The organism is Chloroflexus sp. MS-CIW-1 (assembly GCF_030444705.1).
Taxonomy (GTDB): Bacteria; Chloroflexota; Chloroflexia; order Chloroflexales; family Chloroflexaceae; genus Chloroflexus.
Genome location: NZ_JAUBWR010000002.1, coordinates 540762 through 564475, shown reverse-complemented (window position 1 = coordinate 564475; position 23714 = coordinate 540762). Strand labels below are relative to the sequence as shown.

The window sequence follows — 23714 nt, the reverse complement described above, 5'->3', positions numbered from 1 at the left end:
TTTGTGCAAACGGTTAAGAACGGCTATACTATACGATACGTTATATTATTCCTGGTATTGCTACGTGCGATAGGCGCTCACGGTGTCTGGTTATTAACAGCGATTTTTCGTTTATGACTACCCAGTCGGTCCAAACCATTACTGAACCACGATACTTCAATCGTGAATTGAGTTTAATCGAGTTTAACCGTCGCGTGCTTGAAGAGGCGATGGATCCCCGCAACCCGCTGCTTGAGCGTGTTAAATTTTTGGCCATTTTTGCCTCAAATCTCGATGAATTTTTTATGATCCGGGTGAGCGGGATCAAACAACAGATCCGCGCCGGTGTCCAAAAGCGCTCACCCGATGGACAAACCCCAACCGAGCAGCTCAGCGCAATTCGGCAGGCACTGATTCCACTACTCCAGCAAGAGCGAGACCTGCTATTAAATGAACTTTTGCCTGCTCTCTACAAGCAGGGGATCATGATTCTCGATACTACAACCCTCAACGAACAGCAGCGGGCTTGGGTAAGTGATTATTTTCATCGTCAGATCTTTCCGGTCCTCACCCCACTGGCATTCGACTCAAGCCGTCCGTTTCCGTTTATTTCTAATCTGAGTCTCAATCTTGCTGTCGTTATTCACGATCAGGCAAAAGGTGAACTCTTTGCTCGGGTGAAGGTACCAGAGGTCTTGCCCCGATTAATCCCGCTGCCGTCTGAACTTTGTCCACCGGTAAACGATCTTCCCGCCGCTCGTTGTCATTGTTTCGTCTGGCTAGAACAGGTGATTGCCGATCATCTTGAGAAACTCTTTCCTAAGATGAATGTGGTCGAGGTGTATCCGTTTCGGGTGACACGCAATGTCGATGTTGAAATTGAAGAGGATGAAGCCGACGATTTGCTGGCAACCATCGAACAGGGCCTACGTCAACGTCGTTTCGGTGAAGTGGTGCGGCTAGCTATCGATAATGCAATGCCTGACCGTATCTGCCAGTTGCTGGCAACGAATCTGAAGGTTGGGCCAGAAGATATTTATACTGTCCGTGGGCCGCTTGGCCTGAGCGATCTCATGCAACTGACCCAACTTGATCGTCCAGACCTGAAAGACCCGCCGTATGTGCCACGTTTGCCGGTGGTGCTGAAGAATGCCCCCAATATTTTTGAAGCGATTAAGAAGCAAGATATTTTGCTACACCATCCTTATCATTCATTTACGCCGATCATTGATTTTATTCAAGCCGCCGCCGAAGACCCACACGTGCTGGCGATTAAGCAAACCCTGTACCGGGTCGGTCGTAATTCGCCCATCGTTCAGGCGCTTATGCACGCCCGCGAGCAGGGTAAGCAAGTGACGGTTGTCGTCGAACTGAAGGCCCGTTTCGATGAAGAGAACAACATTACCTGGGCACGGGCAATGGAACGTGCTGGGGTGCATGTTGTGTACGGGTTAGTAGGGCTCAAAGTGCATGCCAAACTGGCACTGGTGGTACGTCAGGAGACTGACGGTATTTGTTGTTATGTACATCTCGGCACCGGCAACTACAATGCGGCGACGGCCCGTGTCTATACCGATCTAGGCCTACTGACCTGTCGTTCGGATATTGCTGATGATGTGGTCGATCTCTTTAATTACCTGACAGCCTACAGTCGCCAAAAGGAATATCGCGCGCTGTTGGTTGCACCGGTCAATCTGCGTCAGCGCATCACCGAGTTGATCAAAGAGGAGATTGCGTTGCACCAGCGCCATGGAAATGGTCGGCTGATATTCAAGATGAATGCGCTCGTTGATCCGAAAATTATCGACGCTCTGTACGCTGCCTCCCAGGCTGGAGTGCAGATTGATCTGATTGTTCGTGGCATGTGCTCGTTGCGCCCCCAGATACCCGGTCTTTCCGATAACATCCGCGTTCGTTCTATTGTCGGGCGTTATCTTGAACACAGCCGTATCTATTACTTTCACCACGGTGGCACACCGAAAATCTATATCGGTAGTGCCGATATGATGGAGCGTAATCTAGATCGGCGGGTTGAAGAGCTTTTTCCGCTGACGGATCCAGGTGCCATTCAGTACGTGACCGAAATCTTGTTGAAGACGTACCTTGCCGATAATCTGCGTGCCCGCGAACTCCAACCTGATGGTCGGTATGTGCGGGTAACTCCAAATGGCGCCGAGGTGATCGATAGCCAAGACCCAAACCGCATTATTCCCTGGTGCTGACCGGTGTTGCAGCGCGAAGGCGTTGCTTGAGGTCGCGGGCAGCAAGCGTAAAACCGCCGTCGGCGCCATCGACAAAGTGAATCTGGCGCCCCATGCGCTCGAAAATGAGACAGGTCAGCATCACTTCCGGTGAACGGTGCGCGCCGAAGACCAACTCGCCGGCTTCAGCACGAGTTGTCAACCAGGCCAGTAATTGCGCATGTTGCTCATCAGTACCAGAAATTATCATCCGCAAGGTGTCATCGTATTTACGATAATCAGCCGCTGTGGCAACGTGCTGGCGATAGCGATCCCACCATAGGTCTTCACCACGCAGCCGTTGTAACCAGCGATAACCACGAACGCCCAGGTTTAGGCCATAGATGTGTGCCCAATAGGTTAGTTGAGCTAACTGACCGTCACCACCCCGGAGGCGAGCTTCAGACCAGAGTGCTCTGGGATTGGCGCTTGCCTGCATCAGATTGTAGCGCAACGGATGATATGTCTGCTCATCGCCATAGATTTGTTCGATTGTCTCAATAACTGAACGGTAGATTGCCATTGATCCTTCTGGATCAAATTGCGGAGTTACCTGTACGATCAGGCAGAGCACCGCATCATGAGGGGGATGGATGGTGTCCCATCGACACTCTAACCCATCGAGCCTTGCATCATCGGCATTACCAGATGCAATGAGAAATTGTTCAGCATAGCCCTCATCCTTCGTCAACTTCTCGGCATAACTGATCCCGCCACCGGTGAAAACGGCCTGTGCAACCTTATGGGTAAGGGCAAAGCGTCCAACCAGCACTTGATAGCCGGCACTGATAATCGTGGTCATCGGAATTGCGCCAACCCGCAGATTGAGATTGAAGGCTTGCTGCGACAATGCACTCACTGCGCTGAGCGCTTGCGCGGTCGCTTCAGCCAGCTCAGGTGGCACAGCGAGTGAAGCACCATCGCCACCAAACACGAAGGGAATCTCGATGTTGCCGGCAATATTTAAGGCTGCGGTGATAGTAGCAGCACCGACCAGATTGACCTCTTTGTAGCGCCCTTCGGCAATAGCGCGTGTTGAACCTCGCACATCGCACACGAAGACCGTCCAGTCGGCAGGTAACGGTCGATAGGCATTCAGGTCAGTAATATCGCTAAACCGCGTTAGAATGGGTAGACGGGAAAAGAAATCTGTTGTCATGGTCTTTCCCTCTGGCAGATGACATTTAGGCGTGGTACACTAAGCTTATCATGGGTCGTATATCTGCACAGGTGATGAATCGATTACAAGGCTGGCTCGTCGCGTTGGGTGTCTTCAGCGCACTCTTGATTGCTCACGTTGCGCTGGCCCAACCAACGTGGGTTGAGCAAAGCACAGCTTACTTTCGTGTTGTATATGCACCTGAAGATGTCGTGATTGCAAACGAATACGCGGCAATCATTGATCGCCTCTATGATGAGTTTAGCACAACCTTCGCCTTTCGTCCGGTAACGCCACTCACATTACGCCTCTATCCGACCAGTGAGGCATATTTCGCCGTCAATCCAGCCGCACGTGCCGTCCCTGGTGTTATCGCTCATGCCGATTTTCGCCGCCGGGAAGTCGTGGTGATTGTTGAACGTGCACGTCTTCAGGATCAGACAGCCCAGGTGAATAATCTCCGCCACGAACTCACTCATATCTTTGCTGCCGATCTGAGCGCGGGGAAGCTCAATGTTGGTTTACAGGAAGGCATTGCGCAATATATGGAACTGCCAGGGCCAGATCGTGATAGCAAGATGGCCGTTTTGCGCACTCTGGCTGAACGTGGTGGTTTGTGGTCGTGGGCAACGCTCGATGATCGCAATGCAATCTACGGGCAGCCAGACGTGAGCTATCCACAAACCTGGTCAATTGTCGCATTTCTCATCGAGCGTGATGGCATCGACCGGTTCCGTCAGTTTCTTGTCACCCTGGCCCAGAGCAGTGGTTATCGGTCGGCAATGGTTACCGTGTACGGTGTCTCGGCGACGACGCTGGAAGCCGAATGGCGGGACTGGTTACCTGGCTTCTTACAACTCGATGCGCATCAGATGACACCGGCAGCAATCGATCTACAGCCAGTCCAAAGTTTTCTTTCGGCGGGTGATTACGAAGCTGCCTTACGGGAACTGGAACGTCTTGAACCTATCGCCGATGAAGCGACACGAACAGCAATCACGACGTTGCGGACTCAGGCACAGACCGGTCTGCGCGCCAACCAGTTGACTTCAGCCGCCCGTACTGCATTGCTCAACGGTGAATACGAACAGGCAGAGCGCCTCATCGGTCAAGCTGAACAGGCTTACCGCGACATTAACGACCTTCGTCAAACGGCAATCCTGGCCGAGTATCGGGCACGTGTTGCACGGGGCTTGCAGGCGAGTGAGCGATTGCGACAGGCGTATGAACAGGCTCGCACCTTCGATCTCATCAGCGCTCAGACGAATGCCGAAGCTGCGGCCCGTGAATTTGCCGCTCTCGGTGATAATTTGCGCCGTGATAACGCGCTGACGCTGCGTCAGCAGCTTGCCCGACAACAACAGAGTATCGCGATTGCGTTGCTGTTCTTCGGAGCAGCCGGAATCGCATTCCGATTTATTAGTCGCCAGCTTATGCCGGTAGCGCGACCGTGGTAAGTTGGGAGCAGAATGTTACTTCTACCCCCAACCGTTTGCATTGTACGTTGTTAACGCACCTGCACCATATCAGCCGGTACCGGGAAATGGCGGCACATCTCTGCTACTTCACCTGCTATCCGGTGCAGGCGAGCCTCATCGTCGGGGTATGTCAGTACTTCGCCAATCCAGGCTGCAATCTGGGCCATCTCGTGCTCACGCATACCACGGGTCGTAACTGCCGGTGTTCCAATCCGAATCCCACTCGTTTTCATCGGTGGTTGCGGATCGTCGGGAATGGCATTCTTGTTGACGGTAATGGCGGCTTTATCGAGTACACGTTGTGCCTGTGCTCCGGTCAACCCCGTGCTACGGAGATCAACCAGCATCAGATGGTTATCAGTACCACCGCTCACCAAAGACAGGCCCTGCGCAAGTAATCCTTCGGCTAATGCACGGGCGTTGCGCCGAATCTGGGCCGCATACTGCTTAAATTCGGGGCGCAGCGCCTCACCAAATGCCACTGCCTTACCGGCGATCACGTGCATCAATGGCCCACCCTGCGTTCCGGGGAAGACACTCGAGTTGAGTTGTTTGGCAAACTCTTCCCCCATCAAGATCAAACCGCCACGCGGGCCACGCAGCGTCTTGTGGGTCGTTGTCGTAATCACGTGCGCGTAACCAACCGGCGAAGGATGCTCACCGGCGGCTACCAGGCCAGCAATGTGGGCAATATCGGCCATCAGCAATGCCCCAACCTCATCGGCAATCTGACGCATACGGGCAAAATCGATGATCCGTGGATAGGCACTGGCGCCCGACGTAATCAGTTTCGGGCGAAATGCTCGCGCCTTTGCTGCCAGATCATCGTAGTCAATCTGTCCGGTTTGGGCATCCACACCATAGAAATGAACGTTGTACCACTTGCCAGAAAAATTGACTGGGCTGCCGTGGGTCAGATGCCCGCCATGGTCGAGCCGCATGCCGAGAATGGTATCACCTGGTTGGAGCAGTGCCGTGAATACGGCAATGTTGGCCTGTGCGCCACTGTGCGGTTGCACATTAGCGTGGGTTGTCCCGAATAACTGACATGCCCGATCGATAGCCAACTGTTCAATCGCATCAACGAACTCGCATCCACCGTAGTAACGCCGACCGGGCAAGCCCTCGGCATACTTATTCGTCAAAACCGATCCCTGCGCCTCCATGACTGCCAGACTCGTGTAATTTTCACTGGCAATCAGTTCAAGCCCCTGCCGTTGACGTTGCGCCTCTCGCTCGATCAGATCGGCGATGAGCGGATCGGTTGCGCGAAGATGTTCAAGCATGTGATTGCCTCATTTTTCTAACTAGAACTTTTGTTACGAACAAAGCACCTGTCCGAACATTTGAGGATGCAAAGATTGTGTCTTTGCATCCCGCAGTTTTGGATCGGCTCTTCAGGCACGTTTGAAAAGAAGAACAACCGCAATCGTTCCCTTTCTGCCGACGACCATCATTGTATAGTTTAGGCAGCCGAGCAAACGGTCGTCGCAATAGCACGATCAGTTCAGACCATGCCCTAACTAACCGATTCACCGGGCTTTAATGCAATGATCTCCGTCGTCACACCAAACTCACGGCAATGCTCGATCAACGCCTCTGGTGTACCGACCAGAATAGGGAACGTCCCGTAGTGCTCAGGAATAGCATATTTAGGCGATCCCATCAGCTTGAGGGCATAAGCTGCCTGGCGTGGATCCATTGTAAAGTGGTCGCCAATAGGCAAAATCACCAACTCAGGGCGGTATAGCTCGGCGATGATCTGCATATCCATCGTTACGCAGGTATCACCGGTATGATAGATGGTGAAGCCATTGCTGAAGCGCAATACGTATCCGGCCGCGGTACCAAGATTGATAATCTGCCCGTTTTCATAGATTGTGCTCGAGTGGTGAGCAGTAGTCATTGTCGCACGGACATCGGCGACGGTGACGGTACCACCCTTATTGAAGCCAACGATCTGCGCAGCGGGGATACCCTGGCCTTCAAAGTAGGGTACCAGATCATACTGGCAGACCACCGTTGCGCCGGTTTCACGTGCCAGATCGACCAGATCACCAATGTGATCGAAGTGGCCGTGCGTGACAAAGATCGCAGCCAGCCCCTCACGTACCCGCGCCTTCCATGGCTCTGGACAGGCCGGATTCCCGTCTACCCACGCATCAATCAGAATATTGCGGCCTTCCGGCGTGGTCAGGTGGAAGGTGCCATGACCGATCAGAGTGATCGTGACATTACGTCCGAGCGTTGCCAAGGTTGCCTCCTTCCCTTACAAAATGCGATCTTCGTGCTGCTATTGCCGATGGTTACACATGAAGGTGTTACGCTGATTGCGCTTTCAGTATAACATAGCATACGCAAGGTTCCTATCGGTGTGTGCGGGTTGACACAGACGACAATGGGTACGGATAGGGGGCGACGTTTCTAGTTTGTGGTTGAGTTTGGTACGCTACGCCACCATCGGAGTGCGTGGCCGGAAGGATTCGGCTGGTGCATCTCCCTGCAAGAAGGTAGGGAAGTGGAACTCGTCGCTGCAAAGGTGGCGACAGGGTATGATCGGCGCCGCAACGAAGGGCCTGGCTCCAGATCACCGTCGGAACAGAAAGCTGCTGCTGCTGTGCTTGTTTCTCTTTCCTCGCTCCCCGCCTTTGCCAGGTCAGGTGAAAACGCTAAAAACCCCTCACGATGAACGACCCTCTTGACAGTCGCCATGCTTCAGAGTATAGTGTACCCCTAGGGGGTATATGATATATCCTGGTCGTACTGTAGAGGAGGACACGTTCAATGGCTAAGCCAATTGTTGTCAATGATTCTGATTTTGCCGAAAAGGTCTTGCAATCACCAACACCGGTTGTTGTGGATTTCTGGGCGCCGTGGTGTGGCCCGTGCCGCGTGATTGCACCAATTCTCGACAAGCTAGCTGGCGAATATGAGGGGCGGCTCACCATTGCCAAGGTAAACACCGATGACAACGTACAATATGCTTCGCAACTTGGTATCCAGGGTATCCCAACCCTCGTGATCTTCAAGAACGGCCGCGAAGTAAGTCGAATCATTGGTGCGCGACCGGAGGCAATGTACCGTGAGCTGTTTGATAAAGTTCTGGCAACGGCGTGAATGATCGATCACCAGCAGCGGATTCAGACAGTGGAGCAGCCATGAATGCCGGAATTCGTCCGCTTGCGCCGGAACGGCGTGAGGAAGTATTGCGCCGCCTACGGCGGATCGAAGGTCAGGTGCGCGGCATCCAGCGTATGGTTACCGAAGGCCGCGATTGCCGCGACATCGTGCACCAGATTGCGGCAATCCGGCAGGCTCTAGCCAGCGCCAATAGTGTTGTGCTAGAATGCTACGCCCAGAACTGTTTGAGTGATCCGGACAACTGCCGTGCGGAGACGATCAGCGAGCTAATCGAGTTGTTTAAGGATGTGTGTTAGCGCGTAACATATACCTCTCTATCTGGCAGTGCAGGCCTCTGGCCTGCGTTTTGATGTTAACCCATCGCACACTTCATAAGCACAACAGGGCGGGTTCTCAACCCGCCCCTGTTAGTCTGGTGAAGTTATGCCGCTATCGACGGCACTGCCTCCGGTTGCACGTTCTACCCGAATGATCATCGCGTCGCTGCTTCCCGAATACACTATCGAGAACGGTGGGCCGTGGGCCACCTCGGTGTTAGCCAGACAAACTGATAAGGGTGCAGAGTAAGGTCTGTTGATGTTGTTACCACCTGCTCGTGAACCAGGTCGAATAGTTCAGGGCCGGGACCATACATGCGCAGCAGATTACCGGCAATCGTCTGTGGGTATTCCGAAAAATTGACCAAAACCAATACACGCTGTGAACCCGTCTGCCGCACGTAGGCGAGGACATGACGGTTATCACTGCGTACTATCTCCATCGTGCCATCACGTAAGGCCGGTAAACTGGTTCGTAAGTGGATAAGGTAGGTTAAGGCACTGAAAATGCGACCGGGCACGGTAGTAGGATCGTGACGTTGATTCATCGCTGACTGGTTGCGCAACGGACGATGTACCCAACGGCTGTCAATGGCTTTTGCCGGGTCGTTGATGTAGCTATAGTCATTGAGGGTGCCTACTTCATCACCCAGGTAGATCAACGGAATCCCACCGATACTGAGGATGACGCTATGCAACAAAATAATACGGTGAATTGCGATTTCTATTGCCTGTGGTTCAGCACTCTCCAGCGCCTGTTCAAGACCTGCTAGGGAAGCGAGGGTACCTGAGACCCGCGCATCGCCAGTATCAGGATTTTCTTGAAATGGTAAGCCACGTGCGAACGATCCCGGAAAACGCCCAGTGTAAAACGCATTCAAAAACTGGCGATGACCTGTTGGATCGATCCCTACCGCACGTGCGTCGTTGTCATCAAATGTCCAGCCAATATCGTCGTGTGAACGCAGATAGTTGATCCACGCACACCCTGGGGGCAAGCGAAAGCGATGGCTCAGCGAATGCGCCAGCAATTTCACTTCGCGAGTTGCCAGTGTCTCCCAGAGTAAGGCCATCAAGAGCGGGTTGTACGAGAGTTGACATTCGTCAGGGCTGATGTAGCTCAAGACATCATCAGGATGGACTATCGCCTCAGATTTGAAGAGCAGCGATGGCGCTGCAACTCGCGCAATGGCATTGAAAGCCTGAATAATCCAGTGCGCTTCGGGTTGATTTTCGCAGTTGGTCCCCATTCGTTTCCAGATGAATGGAACCGCATCGAGACGTAACACCGCTACACCGAGATTGGCCAGAAACAGCATCTCGGCGGCCATAGCGCGAAAGACAGCCGGGTTAGCGTAGTTCAGATCCCACTGAAAGCTATTGAAGGTCGTCCAGACCCAACGCTGCATATCAGCCCGCCAGGTAAAGCTCCCGCGTCGTACCGTTGGAAAGATTTCGCGCAGAGTCCGTTCGTAAGCATCTGGCATCGTGCGATCCGGGAAGAGGAAGTAGAACTCCTGATAATCGGGATCACCCGCCTGTGCGCGTCGCGCCCATTCGTGTTCGTCAGAGGTGTGGTTAAAGACGAAATCAAGCACCAGGCTGATCCCTGCTCTATCGAGATCATAGGCCAGTTCAGCAAGCTCAGCAGTGGTACCGAGTCGCGGATTCACGTGGCGATAGCTACTAACGGCATAGCCACCATCGTTATTTCCTTCCGGTGCTGCAAACAGCGGCATCAGATGGAGATAGGTTAATCCCAGCTCTTTGAAATACGGAATAAACTCACGTAAGCGACTGAGAGTACCACAGAAACGATCAACGTAGAGCACACCGCCCATCATGCGCTCTGATTGAAACCATTCGGCGTCGCTCTCGCGTAGGGAGTCACGCTGTTTGAGCCAGGACGGACGTTCATACCAGCTTCGGGCCATCATCAGCAACAATTGTTCGAGGTGGTAAAAGAAATCGTACTGCGTACCGTAAAGACTGAGTAACAACTCAAACAACCGTGGCCATTCGTGCCGTAATCGCTGCTCGAACACATACCAATCGGCATTTGCGCCATAGGCTGCAAAAAATTCCTGGGAAACTCTTGGTAGTAGTCGATCTAATGATCGCTTTGCTTCACGTCGAATCCGCTCCAGATCGTGCATTGTTGAACCTCACCCTCTATCACCTGGGTCGTACAACGTTTTATCAATAGCAGAAGCATCTCCTAAAACGCTGATCCTCTTTGTCGTCTGGCTGGGCTATCGTTTCCGAAGCACAAGTATCGCTGAAAACCGGTAATCTCGCAATAGAGCTAGGAACGAGGGCAGTAGTGAGTGGCAACATTTTCATCATGATGACGACTCCTTCTCTGCGAATGAGCAGAGCGCTACGAGTGATGCCTGTCGCTCAGGATGATCGCCTGCCACGTGGTTGGCGCTGCCCGGGATGACTGGCTTCCAGTCCGCGACTTATGGGAGCATAGGTAGAACCGGCGCGCTGCTCAAGAGCATACCAATGGCAGGCAAAGTGACCTATCTGCAAGGTATCAGAGCGGAACCTGTCCCTACCACTCGTTGCTACCTATGGTAATATAGAGCATTATGAAGGCAATCACGTCGCACAACTTGTTCCATCGCCTGGGATTATCACTGGTGCTCGGCGTTGTTCTGTTACTCTTACTCGAATGGGGGCTGCAAGCCGCCGGTATTCCGGTATACCTGTTACCACCACCCTCGCGAGTGATTGCAGCCGCACTCCAGCCTGAAGTGCGATTGCTATATCACACGGGTGCTACGGCTAGGGCGGCCCTGCTCGGACTGGCCGTTGGGATATGCGTCGCGTTCAGCCTGGCTATCGTGTTTCTCTTTGTTCGTCCAATCGAAGACGTGCTGTATCCGTGGATCCTGGTGGGGCAGAGTCTCCCCTCAGTTGCTCTGGCTCCTCTGCTTATGGTCTGGTTAGGGCCTGGGATCGCAGCTCGTGCGGCGATGGCCGCGCTCTTTGCCAGCTTTCCACTCCTTATTGCTACCATCAGCGGTTTACGCCGTCCGGCCCCTGAACAACTGGCCATGATGGAAGCCTACGGTGCATCAAAATGGCAGATTTTGCGCATGCTTCGGCTACCGGCAGCACTCCCCTTCATTTTCAGCGGTCTGCGCGTGGCCGGTGCACTGGCCGTTATTGGGGCGCTGGTCAGTGAACTCGCTGGAGCGGGGCAGGGATTGGGCTATCTGATCACCACGTCTACGTATCGCCTGGCAACCGATCGTGCGTTTGCTGCGGTCGCTGCTGCTGCTGGCCTGGCGCTTATCCTTCACAGTCTGTTTCTCTGGCTTGAGCACCTCATTGTGTACTGGGAACGCGAACGATAGTTGCGGCGTGAAACAGATTGACGATGGAGGCGTGCGATGTCACCCCGTTTCAGACAAACATTATTGCTGTTTGTACTCCTTATTATCGTAACCGGTTGTACGAACACATCGGTAAACAACAGCACCAACAACGCTCCAGAAGTGACGAAAGTCACGATGCGGCTACAATGGCTTCCACAGTTTCAGTTTGCCGGTTATCTGGTCGCCGATGCTCGCGGGTATTACCGCGATGCCGGTTTAGAGGTGACAATTCTCCCCGGCGGGCCTGATGCCGTTCCGTTACCATTAGTCGCTACAGGCGCCGACACCTTTGGCAGCACCGGTGCCGATACCGTTTTGATTAGTCGCGAGCAAGGGATTGAGATCGTAGCACTGGCAACCTGGTTTCAAGCCAGTCCGGTCGCATTTATGGTGCATCGTGATAGTGGCATTCGCTCGCCACAAGACTTCGTTGGGCGGCGCGTTGGCATGTTCTACGGCGACAATGTCGAGACTGAGTATCGGGCACTCCTGGCAGCCACCGGCGTTGATCCAACCAGCGTGATTGAAATTCCGGGTGATTACAGCTTAGCGCCGTTCCTCGAACGGCGTGCCGATGTCTGGCCAGTCTACGCGACTGATCAGCCGTATACCGCTCGCGCTGCTGGCGCCGATATCGATCTTATTGTGGCGCGTGATTATGGTGTTGAACTGATGGGCGATGTGCTGTTTACAACCGCTGCATTTGCACGCCAGAATCCTAATACAGTGCGCGCCTTCGTTCAGGCGACATTGCGTGGCTGGCAAGATGCATTGAACGATCCGGCGGCAGCCATCGAGATTATTCTGGCCCGCAGCCCTGACTTTGATCGTGATCATCTGGAGTTTGAAGCCGTTGAGACGATCAAGTTGATGCGCTATGGGATTGGTCAGCGCTGCGTCGGAGCCAGTGATCGGAACGTTTGGGCCAAAGAATCGCAACTCTTGCAGTCGCTCGGTGTGCTGAAGACGGCGATTGACCCGGAAACCGTCCTGCATACTGAAGCAGTTGATGACTATTACCGCACGCTCGGTATTGAATGTCGATAGTGGCAAAGCTGAACCTGTCAGAACCGCGGGTGAACAGCAGGTATGTCTTTCAACACACCGGTAGGGTGAGAGTTCAACTTACTCTACCGGTGCGCAAGGTGTTGTCTCTCGACTATATTGAGACATCGTCACCAGATTCATCCATTTTTCCCGATTAAGAGGGAAATTCTCCCTGAAAACCCCTTGCGTGTTCGATCAAAACTAGTGCATACTATGTACAAAGAGTGATCAAGTCGTCACCATGCGCCAGGGTGGGTGCTATTGTTGCAAACACATCACCACATTGTAAGGAGTGCGCCGCATGGAGATGCTGCTGCAACTACTGGTTGCGGGGGCGTGGATGTTTACGCTCGTCAATGGTCTGCGTCGGCTAGTTCGTTTGGCACGAGTCTCACATCTGCAACGATGGGACAATCATGTGCGTGTCCGCTCTGGTCTCAACCGCATCTGGTGGTGGTTAGGCCAGGAAGAATTCTGGCGAATGGCTCGTTCTGATGTAGCTTATGCCCTCCAAATCTCCCTGTTAGTCTTCCTCTTTGTCTGGCACATGGCAAATTAGCTCATTGCGGTACCGACAGCGGCTGCCAGCACGTGATCATCAGGTATTGACTCTGACGTAGAGGGACGGGTCGCAAGACCCGCTTTTCCTGTTACGGATACGATCAGCGCCGTCGGTGATACTACAGATGCGCCAATCAGCTATACTGCATTCGGATGAAGTGAGCCGGTTACCGATCACGGCAGTGCGTCGAGTGAACAACCTCGCCGCTCCTGTGAAGTGCCGGTCATCTGGGCAAGAAAACGCCAGGGGGTGAATTTCGTGAACATTCGTTGGACGGCGGTTATTTCTGGTTTTATGACCGATTTCGCGCTGACCATCCTTTTGCAAATGATGATTGTGCTGTTCGGGCAGAGTGCAGTGTTTACTGAGCCATCGCTCCAAAATCCGATTCACGTGCTGCTGATTTTGCTTGGCGCCAGCTTGACTGGCGTGGGTGGGTTTGTTGCTGGCTGGTTCGCCAGTGAAGCGTTTGCAATGCATGGTCTGCTAGTCGGAGTCGTTGGGATTCTGGTCGCAGCTTTGGCAAATGCTGGGTTATCGGTACCACCGCTGTTACTGTTTGGTCAGGTGTTAGGCTGCGTCTGTGGGGCACTCGGTGGGATGCTGGCCGGACGATTACGCCGGGTATCGCCGATGAAGTAAAGTTCATCAGTGGGTGTTGTGGTCGTGCGATGGCATTCGTAGAAAAGATGGGGAAGGGTGAGGTGAATTTCCAAACCCATCTGCTGAAATACAACACAGTGATTCCAGAGTTGACTCCTCATGTCACGAATGTGAATGGTGAAACGTAGATTGGTAAAGAGTTCATCTTGTGGGTTGAGTACAGGTTATCATCGCGACATCATACCCGCTGCAAACGGGCAACAATCGTCAGCAGCAATGGTGGCGGTGGGCAGAACAGGTGGAGTGGGCGACCGACCGTTGGGTGGGGTAGGATCAGCTCAGCGGCGTGGAGGAGTGGGTGAGGCAGCCTGTGCCCGGCCACGACTGTTGGCCCGCCGTAGCGCTCATCACCAAGGATTGGGCAACCGAGAGCCGCCAGGTGCAGCCGAATCTGGTGGGTGCGTCCGGTACGCGGGACGGCCCACACCAGCGCGGCATCGGCGTATTGCTGACGCACCGTCAGATAAGTATGCGCCAGCTTGATCCGCTGTCCATCAGGGAGTGGCTGCCCGATAGCTGTTTGATCGTATAGCCGCCACCGCCCACCGGCAGCCCGACCGTGACCGGTGATCACCTCGGTTGTGGCCGGTGGATGACCTGCGCACATGGCAAGGTACCGTTTGTAGACTAAACCCTGGGCAAATGCCCTCTGCAACGGTGCATTCGCTCGTGACTGCTTACTCATGACCAGAATGCCCGATGTGCCAACATCGAGCTGGTGCGCCAAGTGCAGCATTGGTGGGCGACCATCGCGCAATGTCAGTAAGCGCCGCATCACTGCCAACACACTGCCGTGCGTATCCCACGGTGTATCGCTCACATAACAGGCTGGTGGTTTGTTGATGACGACCAGATCGTCGTCTTCGTAGATAATGTGTTCGAGCGTTAATGGGGCATCGCAATAGCCGCCGGCAGGAGGTAAACGCACAAGCAGCGTCTCGCCACCGGTTGCGGGGGTGGCGGCATCAACGCGCCGCCGACCGATCCATAATCCACCCCGTGCGGCAGCCAGTCGTCCGACTTCACCCAGGTGCTCGGTGGCAATCACGCCAAGCGGGCGGCCATGGTCAGCAGGTGAAATTGGTAACGAAAGAACGGTCATAGCGCATCCCGTAAGACCTTGCTCAAACGACGGGTGCCTTCGATCAAATCGGCTTCCGACAGCATCGAAAACGCCAGGCGTAATTCGTGACGGCCACCGTTTCCGGCGTAGAACCGTGCACCAGGAATGTACGACACGCCAGCAGCCTCGGCACGGGCCAGTAGGGTAGTGGTATCAATCGTGGGCGGTGTACGGAGCCAGACAAAGAACCCGCCTAATGGCGGTTGCCAGGTTACTCCGGATGGAATCATACGGGCCAGTGCTTCTAACAGCACATCACGTCGGGCACGAAGGGCGTTGCGTAACCGCAACAGATGCGGTTCAAAATCACCAGCCTGCAACAATGCCAGTACAATGTGGGCGGTCAAATGGTTCACTCCGCCACCGCTGTCGAGCATGCCCGACTGCGTACAGCGCTGGATCACTGTTGCTGGCGCATGCATCCAACCTAGACGTAAGCCGGGGGCTAACACTTTGGCAAAACTCCCCAGACGGATGAGTGAACTACCGGTAGCAAAGCTGGTGATGGGTGGCGGCGGTGGCAGTTCATACCACAATTCGGCGTAGGCCTCATCTTCAACAACGGTTAACTCAAGTGCTGTTGCCAGGCGCGCCAGTTCTGCGCGCCGCGTTGCACTCAGCGTAATCCCACTGGGATTGTTAAAGGTCGGTACCAGGTAGAGAAAGGCGACCCGCTCACCACGGCGACGGAAAAGCCTCACCAGCGTTGCCACTGTTGTCACATGCAGCCCTTGCTGGTCGCCTGGTACCATTACTAGACGCAGCCGGTAGTCACGAAAAATACGCAACGCCAGGTGATACGTTGGTGCTTCGACCAATACAACGTCACCCGGTTGTGTCAATTGCTTACAGATCATATCGAGCGCCTGCGAAGTGCCACCGGTAATCATCAACTCTGTTTCAGGCACGGCCAGCCGGGCAGCCAGCAATGCCAGGAGACGCCCGGGTCCCTGGGCGAAGCCGTATGTAAGAGCAGCCGGTGCGTCATGGGTGAGGGTCCAGGTTGCGGCGCGTAACAATTCCGTGCGCGGCAGCAAATCAGCAGCCAGATGGCCCCAGCCAAACTCGATAATCCCTGGACGTTGTACAAATTGAATGTCAGGCAGCATAGATTGTCATCCTCTTATGGCTGCGTTTCGCGTGTGAAGCATACTCCTGCCGTGCGCCAGTGGCAGGAAGCGCCCGCCGCGTCAGTGCATCATGGTAGCGAATCCGCTCTTGGCGGCACCGTGAAAGACATTATATTCTGTTCTCGCCCGCAACCTGCTCTATTGTCTAGTCCCTCGCAGGGTGGTCATCATCGGCGCATAATGTACCGTCGTGTTCCATCACGTCAGTCTGAACCCCTCTTCGTCCCTGGTCGTGTTCCACCTTCCTCTCCCTTATGAGCAAAGAAGAGTGCCAGGTGCTAACGTGCCGTGAATCGTCAGCATCGTCGGACACCGGCAGAGTGGCTCTGCAACCCTACATTCTCAGCAAGCTCTCACCGTATGATGGTGGTGCTAATGGTATCATGCTGTTGAACAGTAATGGTACAGTAGAACCGTATAACGACACGAACACGATGTATCTGCAACGCATTCTGCTACTTTTGCTTACAACAATTCTGATTACCGGTTGCTCTGCTCTGCGCGATGGACAGATTGGCTTACCGACCGATCAGCAGCGACCGACATCTACCGCGACATCTCTGCCGCAACCGACATCTACGCAAGCGACGGTGCCATCAGCACATACGACGGTAATTCCCACGCAGGCGCTGACGCCAATTGCCACTATCGAACCGACCCCAACTCTGGCGCCGCTCAGTCGCGAACAACGGCTGGACATCTTTCAGCAGGTGTGGGAAACGGTGCGGGATAACTATCTGTATGAGGACTTCAACGGCCTCGATTGGAATGCAGTGCGTGCTGAGCTACAACCCAAGGTCGAGGCGGCTGCCACGCCTGAAGCGTTTTACACCATCATGCGGGAAATGATTGCACGTTTAGGTGATGATCACTCGCGCTTCGAGTCGCCGCAAGAGGTTGCGGCACAGATGGCCGAAGCACGTGGTCAATTACAGTACGGTGGGATTGGTGTCAGTGTACGTACCATCGAGGAAGGTGGATTGATAACCCGTGTTGTGCCTGGCGGTCCGGCTGACCAGGCTGGGATTTTGCCGCGCGATGTCATCCTGGCGGTCAATGGGATTCCGTTCAACGATAACAGTGCGTTTGGGCCGGAAGGTGCGATTGGTGCGGTACGTGGTTTGCCCGGAACCAGTGTTCGTCTCACTATTAAACGTGGTCGTGAAGAACCGCGTGAGATAGAGTTGGTACGGGCGATCATCGATATTGCTGTCTTTAATCAGGTTACTGCCAAAAGACTTGCCGGTGACATTGGTTTGTTACACATTCCCAGCTTTTACGTTGACAACGCCGATACGCAGACTCGTGATGCCCTGACGACACTGCTGGCTGAGGGGCCGCTGCGCGGTATCATTATTGATGTACGTGACAATAGTGGCGGCTATATTCACGTGATGCGCAATATCATCGCCCTCTTTCACGATGGTGGGAGTATCGGCGCATCGGTCGGACGTAATGAGCGTGAGGAGCAGCGTATTCCGCGCGGACGAACCATCTCTGGCTTAACCAATATTCCGGTTGTTGTCCTCATTAGTGACGAGACGGCCAGCGCCGCCGAGATGTTCACCGCCGGTATGCGTCTCTTGCGTCAGGCAACAATCGTTGGCGTACCTTCTGCCGGTAATACCGAAAACTTGTACGGCTACAATTTCAGTGATGGTTCACGCCTGCTCCTGGCTGAGGTAGCCTATCAACTCCCTGATGGCACGTTGATCGAAGGAACCGGCATTATTCCCGATGTGCTGATCGAAGCTGAGTGGTGGCGTTTTGATCCCGAAGACGATCCGCAGTTGCAGGTGGCTCTGAAGGTGTTAACGGGTGCACAGTAATGCCGAAGAGAAGTGAACCGCATCTACCGCACCACCAAAACCGGTATTGGACTACCTTCCAGCAAATCGCGAGTCACATCTTGTAAGGAAATGCGGCGAAGAAAGCGTAGCCACTGGCTGGTTGGCTCTACATCATCGGCCAGATGGCTACCGATCACGAAGAGATCGTAGTGCTGACATTCAGTCAGCAGAGTTTCTTCAACTAAACCGTTGATCACTTGTAAACGACAGCTTACGCCCTCCGTCGCCAATGCGGCTACCATCCGGTGCAACACCGTGGCGGTCGCTTCATCGATCTGTAACGCAGTCTCACCTGACAATGGCGATGCGGCAAATCCCTCGAAATACACCACCTCCTGCGAAACGACGTGTAAAACGGTGACCGTTGCCTGAAAGGCTTGTGCAATCTGGCGCACCAATGGGATACAGCGCAGCGACTGCTCGCCGCCAGCACTGGCGAGCAGAATCTGACGAATTGGCGTAATTCGTCCGTGCACACGGAGGAATGATACTGGCAACATGCGCAGCAAATTGAACTCCTCGCGCCGCAGCCACCACTCTAATGGCGTTGCCCGTGCAGTAAATGCGGGTAAGAGTAAGACATCAGGGTGCACGGTCTGTACTGCCTTTAGAATTGCCAGGGTAAACGATTCTTCTTGACACCAACGCCGTACTGTGATGGTAGGATCGAGTTGTAAACGAGTGAGTATCTCATCAAGCGTACTCTGCTCTTCTGTCGGTGCAATCAGAGTCAATTGCCGCGCTAATGTGGTGATAAACGGTTTAGCAAAGGTAAGCAGATCGTCTGCTTGCAGACCTTCACCTGCATAAAGAGCAATGTGCATCACATTCACCATTTAACAAATAGTAACACCAGCGGTACTATCACCATAATCCCCAGGAAACCGGCGAGACGTGGGAGCGAATGAACAATCGTCGTTTCCAATCTGAGTATCACGCGGGCAAACCAGCGATAGAAGAAGAGGAGCGCCAACAACGAGAAGAAGGTTACGCTCAGCATCTCAACCAGCACGATGGTAAATGCTGCTGAGCCACCGACAATCAAGGCTGCGACTAGCGTATCAATAAACGTGGTAATATTGGCTCCCATAATGTAAGGCAGCGCATTTTCACGCCGAATAATACCGCGCACTGTCAATGGTACTAACATTGATAGCGAAACTGACACCGAGAGGGTAAATGACGTGATCCCGGCGCCAAACAGAAACATCACCCATGGTCGGTAGAGTAACTGACCGGCTTTACCAAAGATTTCTTGACCACCGGGAACCTCTGGAATGGCGCGGTCGAGCAGGCTAAATGCGCCAAGTAATACCAGTGCTCCTACAACCAACAATGACCACTCGGGTAAGATGCTTACCACGATGGCCACGATTGGATCAATTACTAGATCGAAGAGTGAATACAGCGGGCTGTCAGCACTGGCGGTAACGATACCCACCAAATGCGCATCGAGCAGCCAGTAGCCCAACCCAAATGCCGGCAAATAGATAGCCGCCGTAGTCAGTAGTGAAAGTACACCGATGCTAACGCTCGCTGCCCGCCGATGACCACGCAGATGGTATATGAACCCAACAAACAGCACGATGAATGATGCACCCAACCGTGAACCGGTGATCATCGCAAAGGTTTGCAAACCATCGATTGTTCCTGACGCGAAAAACGATACGGCGATGGCTGCCACCGGCGAGCCACTGAGAAAGAGAAAGGCTAACAACCAACCAAAGCCGAGCGCGCTGGCCGGTGTACTGACATCTAACCAGTTCACCACAATCCGTCCATACCCCGCAGCACCGCGCTTAAGCAATTCTAGCGCCAACACGAATGTTAGTAGTCCGAACAGGGCAAAACCACAGCGCCGACTGATGGCCCACCAGGTTCTGGGTGACCGTACCGATGTCGTGTCGTGTACTGTACCTACCGGTGGTCGGGCCTCGTCGGTGGGCACTTCGACGACGGCAGTGATAGCTGACGAAGTCGATTGTTTATCGGATGAAGGTTCCATAGCAACCTGACAGATCTGCTCAATTGCGGTCAAGTATCTGGTATGATAACAAATACAAACAGAAATGAGAAGAGGAAAAATGAAACATTCGCACCTGGAAGGCAGAATCTTGCAAATCAACGTCAATCCGAAAGGTGGCGTTCCGAAATACCCGGTACCGGTCGTCGAAATCACGATAAATGGCGTTCGTGGTGATTACCAGCGTGACCGGGAACACCACGGTGGGCCAAGACGGGCCGTCTCGCTCTATTCCGCCGAGCGGATCGCCGCTTTGCAAGCCGAAGGTCACCCGATTGCGCCGGGAACGACCGGCGAGAACCTGACAATCAGTGGTCTTGATTGGGCAGCAATCGGGATCGGTGACCGGCTGAGCATCGGTGCGTGGGTCGAACTGGAGATCACCGAATATACAACACCGTGTAACACGATTGCTGCCTCGTTTCTACGCGGCCAATTCACCCGTATCAGTCAACGGCTTCATCCAGGCTGGAGCCGCCTGTATGCACGGGTCATCAACGAAGGCGAAGTACGGGTTGGTGATCCTGTCCGCTTATTCAAGGCTGGCATGTGAGCACTACGGGCGAACCACCAGGACCGGTACCGGACTGGCCCGAATGATTTTATCGGCGACACTCCCCATTATCAGGCGCTGCCAGCCCCCTTGCCCACGAGTAGCCAGTGCGACTGCATCAGCTTGCAATTCGCGGCTGAGGTTGAGTAGTGCACGCGCCGGCTGGTCGGCAGTGCCGACGGCAATATCAATCGTTATCCCTTGAGTTTCCAGGCGTGTAGCTATCTCTTTGAGATAAGTCTCGATCTCTTGTTTCTGTCTGATGATAGCCGTGTCACTACTGTGTTGATGGCATACCAACGCTCGTGCCAGAATCAGGCGTGCTCCGTCAACTGCGGCTAGTCGCTGGGCCGGCAGGAGTACTTGCTCGGCGTGTGTTGATCCGTCGAGCGGCACGAGGATACGACGCAGTGGTTGCGCAGCTCGTGCTGCCGAATCGCCTGGTCGCATCAACCAGAGCGGTGTATGGGTGAGCCGTAGCAACGACTCAGCTACGCTTCCCAGCCAAAAATGCTCAAAACCGCTCCAGCCGTGAGTTGTCATAATAATCAGATCGGCATTAATTGCCTGAGCATGATTGGCAAGCGTCTCGGCCACCGGCCCTTCCAGGCGGGTAATGACCGTTTGTATCCCACTCAGGACCGGTTGCGCTGCAACCTGACTAAGGTAAAACCGCTCGTGTTCGGCTGCGAGCGAGTGCAACTCGTTATCGATCACCGGCAAGGTCTCGATGACAATTGGTGTCAACGAATTGGGATAATGCACATGTACTAAATGGATGGTTGCACCGCTGGCCCGTGCCAATCGGGCGGCTGCCGCCAAGGCTTGTTCTCCGACACCTGAACCATCGAGGGGAACGAGAAGAGTACGAAACATTTTACAACTCCTTTGCAGTTTTTGATACGACGGCAAGCATCGTATGCGTGCATCGCGTGCACGTTCATCCCAACTTTATGATGTGTTCGGCCTGTATTCTGGTATCTGGATATCGGCGTATTTGCGCCTCGGCAGCCCTCTCACCTTTCCCTATGGTCTCCTCCCGCTTCCACGCAGACAGGAACGGAAAAAACAACCAGTGACAAAAAGGTTTTTTCCCGTCCTACGCTAAATGTTACTCTTGTCTGCGAATGGCACACCTTCACCGCCAGTCTTTTTCTGGTTGTCCACCATCAACGAAAATCAATCCGTACTAACCGCCATTGCTCACCTTCTTTCCATAATCTGGCAGTAAACGATTGTGACGAAGAACCATCAACATAAGTGATCGTACCGCCAACCTCGGCAGTCGTCCCTTCAAGATTTGTGTTGATACTGAAACTGTTCAACGAGAGATCGGTCACTTCTCGAAACAGTTGTCGGTTGGCAAAAAGACGCTCAAAGTCTGCACGTGAGATCGAACTCAGGGCGGTATCGGCAAAAAGTGCTTCCGCCGCACCAATATCCCGCCGCCGTCCGGCATCCATAAACTGACGAATGACATCTTCAATGGCTGAGGTCTCGCTTATGACCCCACCGATGAGCTGCCACCCACCAAAGATGAAGAAACTACAACAGAGCACGAGTGTCGTGACGAGCAGGCCAATACCGAGCATCACCCAGCGCAGCGTCTAGTTTGCCTGAGGCTGATTTGGTATGGGATAGATCGACATAAATATTCCTCTCGGTGTGAGGCTGCATGGCTGTATGATAGCAGATAGGCACAGTGTTGTAAGAAGGGATTTCAGCAATGTCGCTTAACATATTGCAAGCAAGTGAGCGGAGTTATAAGAGCCTGATCAAAAACCCATCATCCCCAGCGTGGGAGAGGAAGGTGGCCAGGGGAGAAGGTGAGGGCCGCCCTCACCCCCAGCCCCTTTCCCGCCCTGCGGGAGAGGGGTGATCTGGGTCGTAAACGCGGTATCGTTGCCAGCCGCAGGATCGCCCCTGCTCCGCTCATCTCTCCCCCTTCCTCTCCCGCAGCGTGGGAGCGGAAGGGGGCTGGGGGAAGGTGAGGGCCGCCCTCACCCCCGGCCCCTCTCCCGCCCTGCGGGAGAGGGGTGATCTGGGTCGTAAACGCGGTATCGTTGCCAGCCGCAGGATCGCCCCTGCTCCGCTCATCTCTCCCCCTTCCTCTCCCGCAGCGTGGGAGCGGAAGGGGGCTGGGGGGAAGGTGAGGGCCGCCCTCACCCCCGGCCCCTCTCCCGCCCTGCGGGAGAGGGGTGATCTGGTGCGCAAACGCGGTATCGTTGCCAGCCGCAGGATCGCCCCTGCTCCGCTCATCTCTCCCCCTCCGCTCCCGCTTGGTGAGAGCGGAAGGGGGCTGGGGGGAAGGTGAGGGCCGCCCTCACCCCCGGCCCCTCTCCCGCCCTGCGGGAGAGGGGGATTTGGTGCGCAAACGCGGTATCGTTGCCAGCCGCAGGATCGCCCCTGCTCCGCTCATCTCTCCCCCTTCCGCTCCCGCTTGGTGAGAGCGGAAGGGGGCTAGGGGAAGGTGAGGGCCGCCCTCACCCCCGGCCCCTCTCCCGCCCTGCGGGAGAGGGGGATTTGGTTCGCAAACGCGGTATCGTTGCCAGCCGCAGGATCGCTCCTGCTCCGCTCATCTCTCCCCCTTCCGCTCCCGCAGCGTGGGAGAGGAAGGTGGCCAGGGGAGAAGGTGAGGGCCGCCCTCACCCCCGGCCCCTCTCCCGCCCTGCGGGAGAGGGGTGATCTGGGTCGTAAACGCGGTATCGTTGCCAGCCGCAGGATCGCCCCTGCTCCGCTCCTACCCCCCTTCCGCTCCCGCTTGGTGAGAGCGGAAGGGGGCCAGGGGGAAGGTGAGGGCCGCCCTCACCCCCGGCCCCTCTCCCGCAGCGTGGGAGAGGGGTGATCTGGTGCGCAAACGCGGTATCGTTGCCAGCCGCAGGATCGCCCCTGCTCCGCTCATCTCTCCCCCTTCCTCTCCCGCAGCGTGGGAGAGGAAGGGGGCTGGGGGAAGGTGAGGGCCGCCCTCACCCCCGGCCCCTCTCCCGCAGCGTGGGAGAGGGGTGATCTGGTGCGCAAACGCGGTATCGTTGCCAGCCGCAGGATCGCCCCTGCTCCGCTCAT

Annotated in this window: 20 protein-coding genes; 10 read left to right on the top strand and 10 right to left on the bottom strand. The window is 54.7% G+C overall.

The window, feature by feature from the left end:
- Positions 1-113 precede the first annotated feature (113 nt).
- Positions 114-2201, top strand: coding sequence for a polyphosphate kinase 1 (ppk1, locus tag QTO31_RS15215; RefSeq protein ID WP_301429938.1), 2088 nt, complete (start codon positions 114-116; stop codon positions 2199-2201).
- Here the strand turns inward: ppk1 and QTO31_RS15210 are convergent.
- Positions 2185-3378: a DUF3095 domain-containing protein gene (locus tag QTO31_RS15210; RefSeq protein ID WP_301429936.1), complete on the bottom strand. Its 1194-nt coding sequence runs from the start codon at positions 3376-3378 to the stop codon at positions 2185-2187. The genes ppk1 and QTO31_RS15210 overlap by 17 nt on opposite strands.
- Positions 3379-3452: 74 nt before the next feature.
- Between QTO31_RS15210 and QTO31_RS15205 the strand changes: the two genes are divergently transcribed.
- Positions 3453-4835, top strand: coding sequence for a peptidase MA family metallohydrolase (locus QTO31_RS15205; protein ID WP_301429934.1), 1383 nt, complete (start codon positions 3453-3455; stop codon positions 4833-4835).
- Positions 4836-4885: 50 nt separating this feature from the next.
- Here the strand turns inward: QTO31_RS15205 and glyA are convergent, their stop codons facing one another.
- Together glyA and QTO31_RS15195 are read right to left on the bottom strand one after the other, a co-directional pair.
- A complete protein-coding gene (gene glyA / locus QTO31_RS15200; protein ID WP_301429932.1) occupies positions 4886-6142 on the bottom strand; it encodes a serine hydroxymethyltransferase in 1257 nt (418 codons plus the stop codon).
- A gap of 233 nt (positions 6143-6375) precedes the next feature.
- A complete protein-coding gene (locus QTO31_RS15195) occupies positions 6376-7110 on the bottom strand; it encodes a metal-dependent hydrolase (protein WP_031460301.1) in 735 nt (244 codons plus the stop codon).
- A gap of 530 nt (positions 7111-7640) precedes the next feature.
- Between QTO31_RS15195 and trxA the strand changes: the two genes are divergently transcribed.
- Together trxA and QTO31_RS15185 are read left to right on the top strand one after the other, a co-directional pair.
- Positions 7641-7973: a thioredoxin gene (gene trxA / locus QTO31_RS15190; RefSeq protein WP_031460302.1), complete on the top strand. Its 333-nt coding sequence runs from the start codon at positions 7641-7643 to the stop codon at positions 7971-7973.
- 41 nt (positions 7974-8014) lie between these two features.
- Positions 8015-8293, top strand: a complete 279-nt coding sequence (locus QTO31_RS15185) for a metal-sensitive transcriptional regulator (RefSeq protein WP_028458624.1) — start codon at positions 8015-8017, stop codon at positions 8291-8293.
- 203 nt (positions 8294-8496) lie between these two features.
- Here the strand turns inward: QTO31_RS15185 and QTO31_RS15180 are convergent, their stop codons facing one another.
- Positions 8497-10470: an alpha-amylase family glycosyl hydrolase gene (locus QTO31_RS15180; protein WP_031460303.1), complete on the bottom strand. Its 1974-nt coding sequence runs from the start codon at positions 10468-10470 to the stop codon at positions 8497-8499.
- 438 nt (positions 10471-10908) lie between these two features.
- Between QTO31_RS15180 and QTO31_RS15175 the strand changes: the two genes are divergently transcribed.
- The 4 genes from QTO31_RS15175 (at position 10909) to QTO31_RS15160 (ending at position 13951) form a co-directional block, all read left to right on the top strand.
- A complete protein-coding gene (locus QTO31_RS15175; RefSeq protein ID WP_301429929.1) occupies positions 10909-11679 on the top strand; it encodes an ABC transporter permease in 771 nt (256 codons plus the stop codon).
- Positions 11680-11715: 36 nt separating this feature from the next.
- Positions 11716-12747 (top strand): ABC transporter substrate-binding protein, encoded by a 1032-nt coding sequence (locus tag QTO31_RS15170; RefSeq protein WP_301429928.1) that lies wholly within the window; start codon positions 11716-11718, stop codon positions 12745-12747.
- A 301-nt stretch (positions 12748-13048) separates the two neighbouring features.
- Complete coding sequence (locus QTO31_RS15165) at positions 13049-13306, top strand: hypothetical protein (RefSeq protein WP_031460306.1); 258 nt, start codon at positions 13049-13051, stop codon at positions 13304-13306.
- Between the two features lie 261 nt (positions 13307-13567).
- Positions 13568-13951, top strand: coding sequence for a TIGR04086 family membrane protein (locus QTO31_RS15160; RefSeq protein ID WP_301429927.1), 384 nt, complete (start codon positions 13568-13570; stop codon positions 13949-13951).
- Positions 13952-14150: 199 nt separating this feature from the next.
- Here the strand turns inward: QTO31_RS15160 and QTO31_RS15155 are convergent, their stop codons facing one another.
- Both QTO31_RS15155 and QTO31_RS15150 read right to left on the bottom strand, forming a co-directional pair.
- Positions 14151-15074: an RluA family pseudouridine synthase gene (locus QTO31_RS15155; RefSeq protein WP_301429925.1), complete on the bottom strand. Its 924-nt coding sequence runs from the start codon at positions 15072-15074 to the stop codon at positions 14151-14153.
- Positions 15071-16204, bottom strand: a complete 1134-nt coding sequence (locus QTO31_RS15150; RefSeq protein WP_031460309.1) for a PLP-dependent aminotransferase family protein — start codon at positions 16202-16204, stop codon at positions 15071-15073. The genes QTO31_RS15155 and QTO31_RS15150 overlap by 4 nt, the downstream gene beginning before the upstream one ends.
- 296 nt (positions 16205-16500) lie before the next feature.
- Here QTO31_RS15150 and QTO31_RS15145 point away from each other — a divergent pair, with 296 nt between their 5' ends.
- On the top strand, positions 16501-18054 hold the full coding sequence (locus QTO31_RS15145) for a S41 family peptidase (protein ID WP_301429924.1): 1554 nt from the start codon (positions 16501-16503) through the stop codon (positions 18052-18054).
- Between the two features lie 23 nt (positions 18055-18077).
- On the opposite strand, the gene QTO31_RS15140 is transcribed toward QTO31_RS15145, so the two are convergent.
- Complete coding sequence (locus tag QTO31_RS15140; protein WP_301429923.1) at positions 18078-18899, bottom strand: universal stress protein; 822 nt, start codon at positions 18897-18899, stop codon at positions 18078-18080.
- Positions 18900-18904: 5 nt separating this feature from the next.
- The gene (locus tag QTO31_RS15135; RefSeq protein WP_035419492.1) at positions 18905-20080 is read right to left on the bottom strand and encodes a hypothetical protein; all 1176 of its coding nucleotides are present in this window, start codon (positions 20078-20080) and stop codon (positions 18905-18907) included.
- 79 nt (positions 20081-20159) lie between these two features.
- On the opposite strand from QTO31_RS15135, the gene QTO31_RS15130 reads away from it, so the two are divergent.
- Complete coding sequence (locus QTO31_RS15130; protein ID WP_031460313.1) at positions 20160-20651, top strand: MOSC domain-containing protein; 492 nt, start codon at positions 20160-20162, stop codon at positions 20649-20651.
- Between the two features lie 3 nt (positions 20652-20654).
- Here QTO31_RS15130 and QTO31_RS15125 read toward each other — a convergent pair whose 3' ends face one another.
- Positions 20655-21527, bottom strand: coding sequence for a universal stress protein (locus tag QTO31_RS15125; protein ID WP_301429921.1), 873 nt, complete (start codon positions 21525-21527; stop codon positions 20655-20657).
- Positions 21528-21820: 293 nt separating this feature from the next.
- Positions 21821-22243 carry a hypothetical protein gene (locus tag QTO31_RS15120; protein ID WP_301429920.1) on the bottom strand — a complete coding sequence of 141 codons (423 nt, stop codon included), beginning with the start codon at positions 22241-22243 and terminating at the stop codon, positions 21821-21823.
- Positions 22244-23714: the final 1471 nt, after the last annotated feature.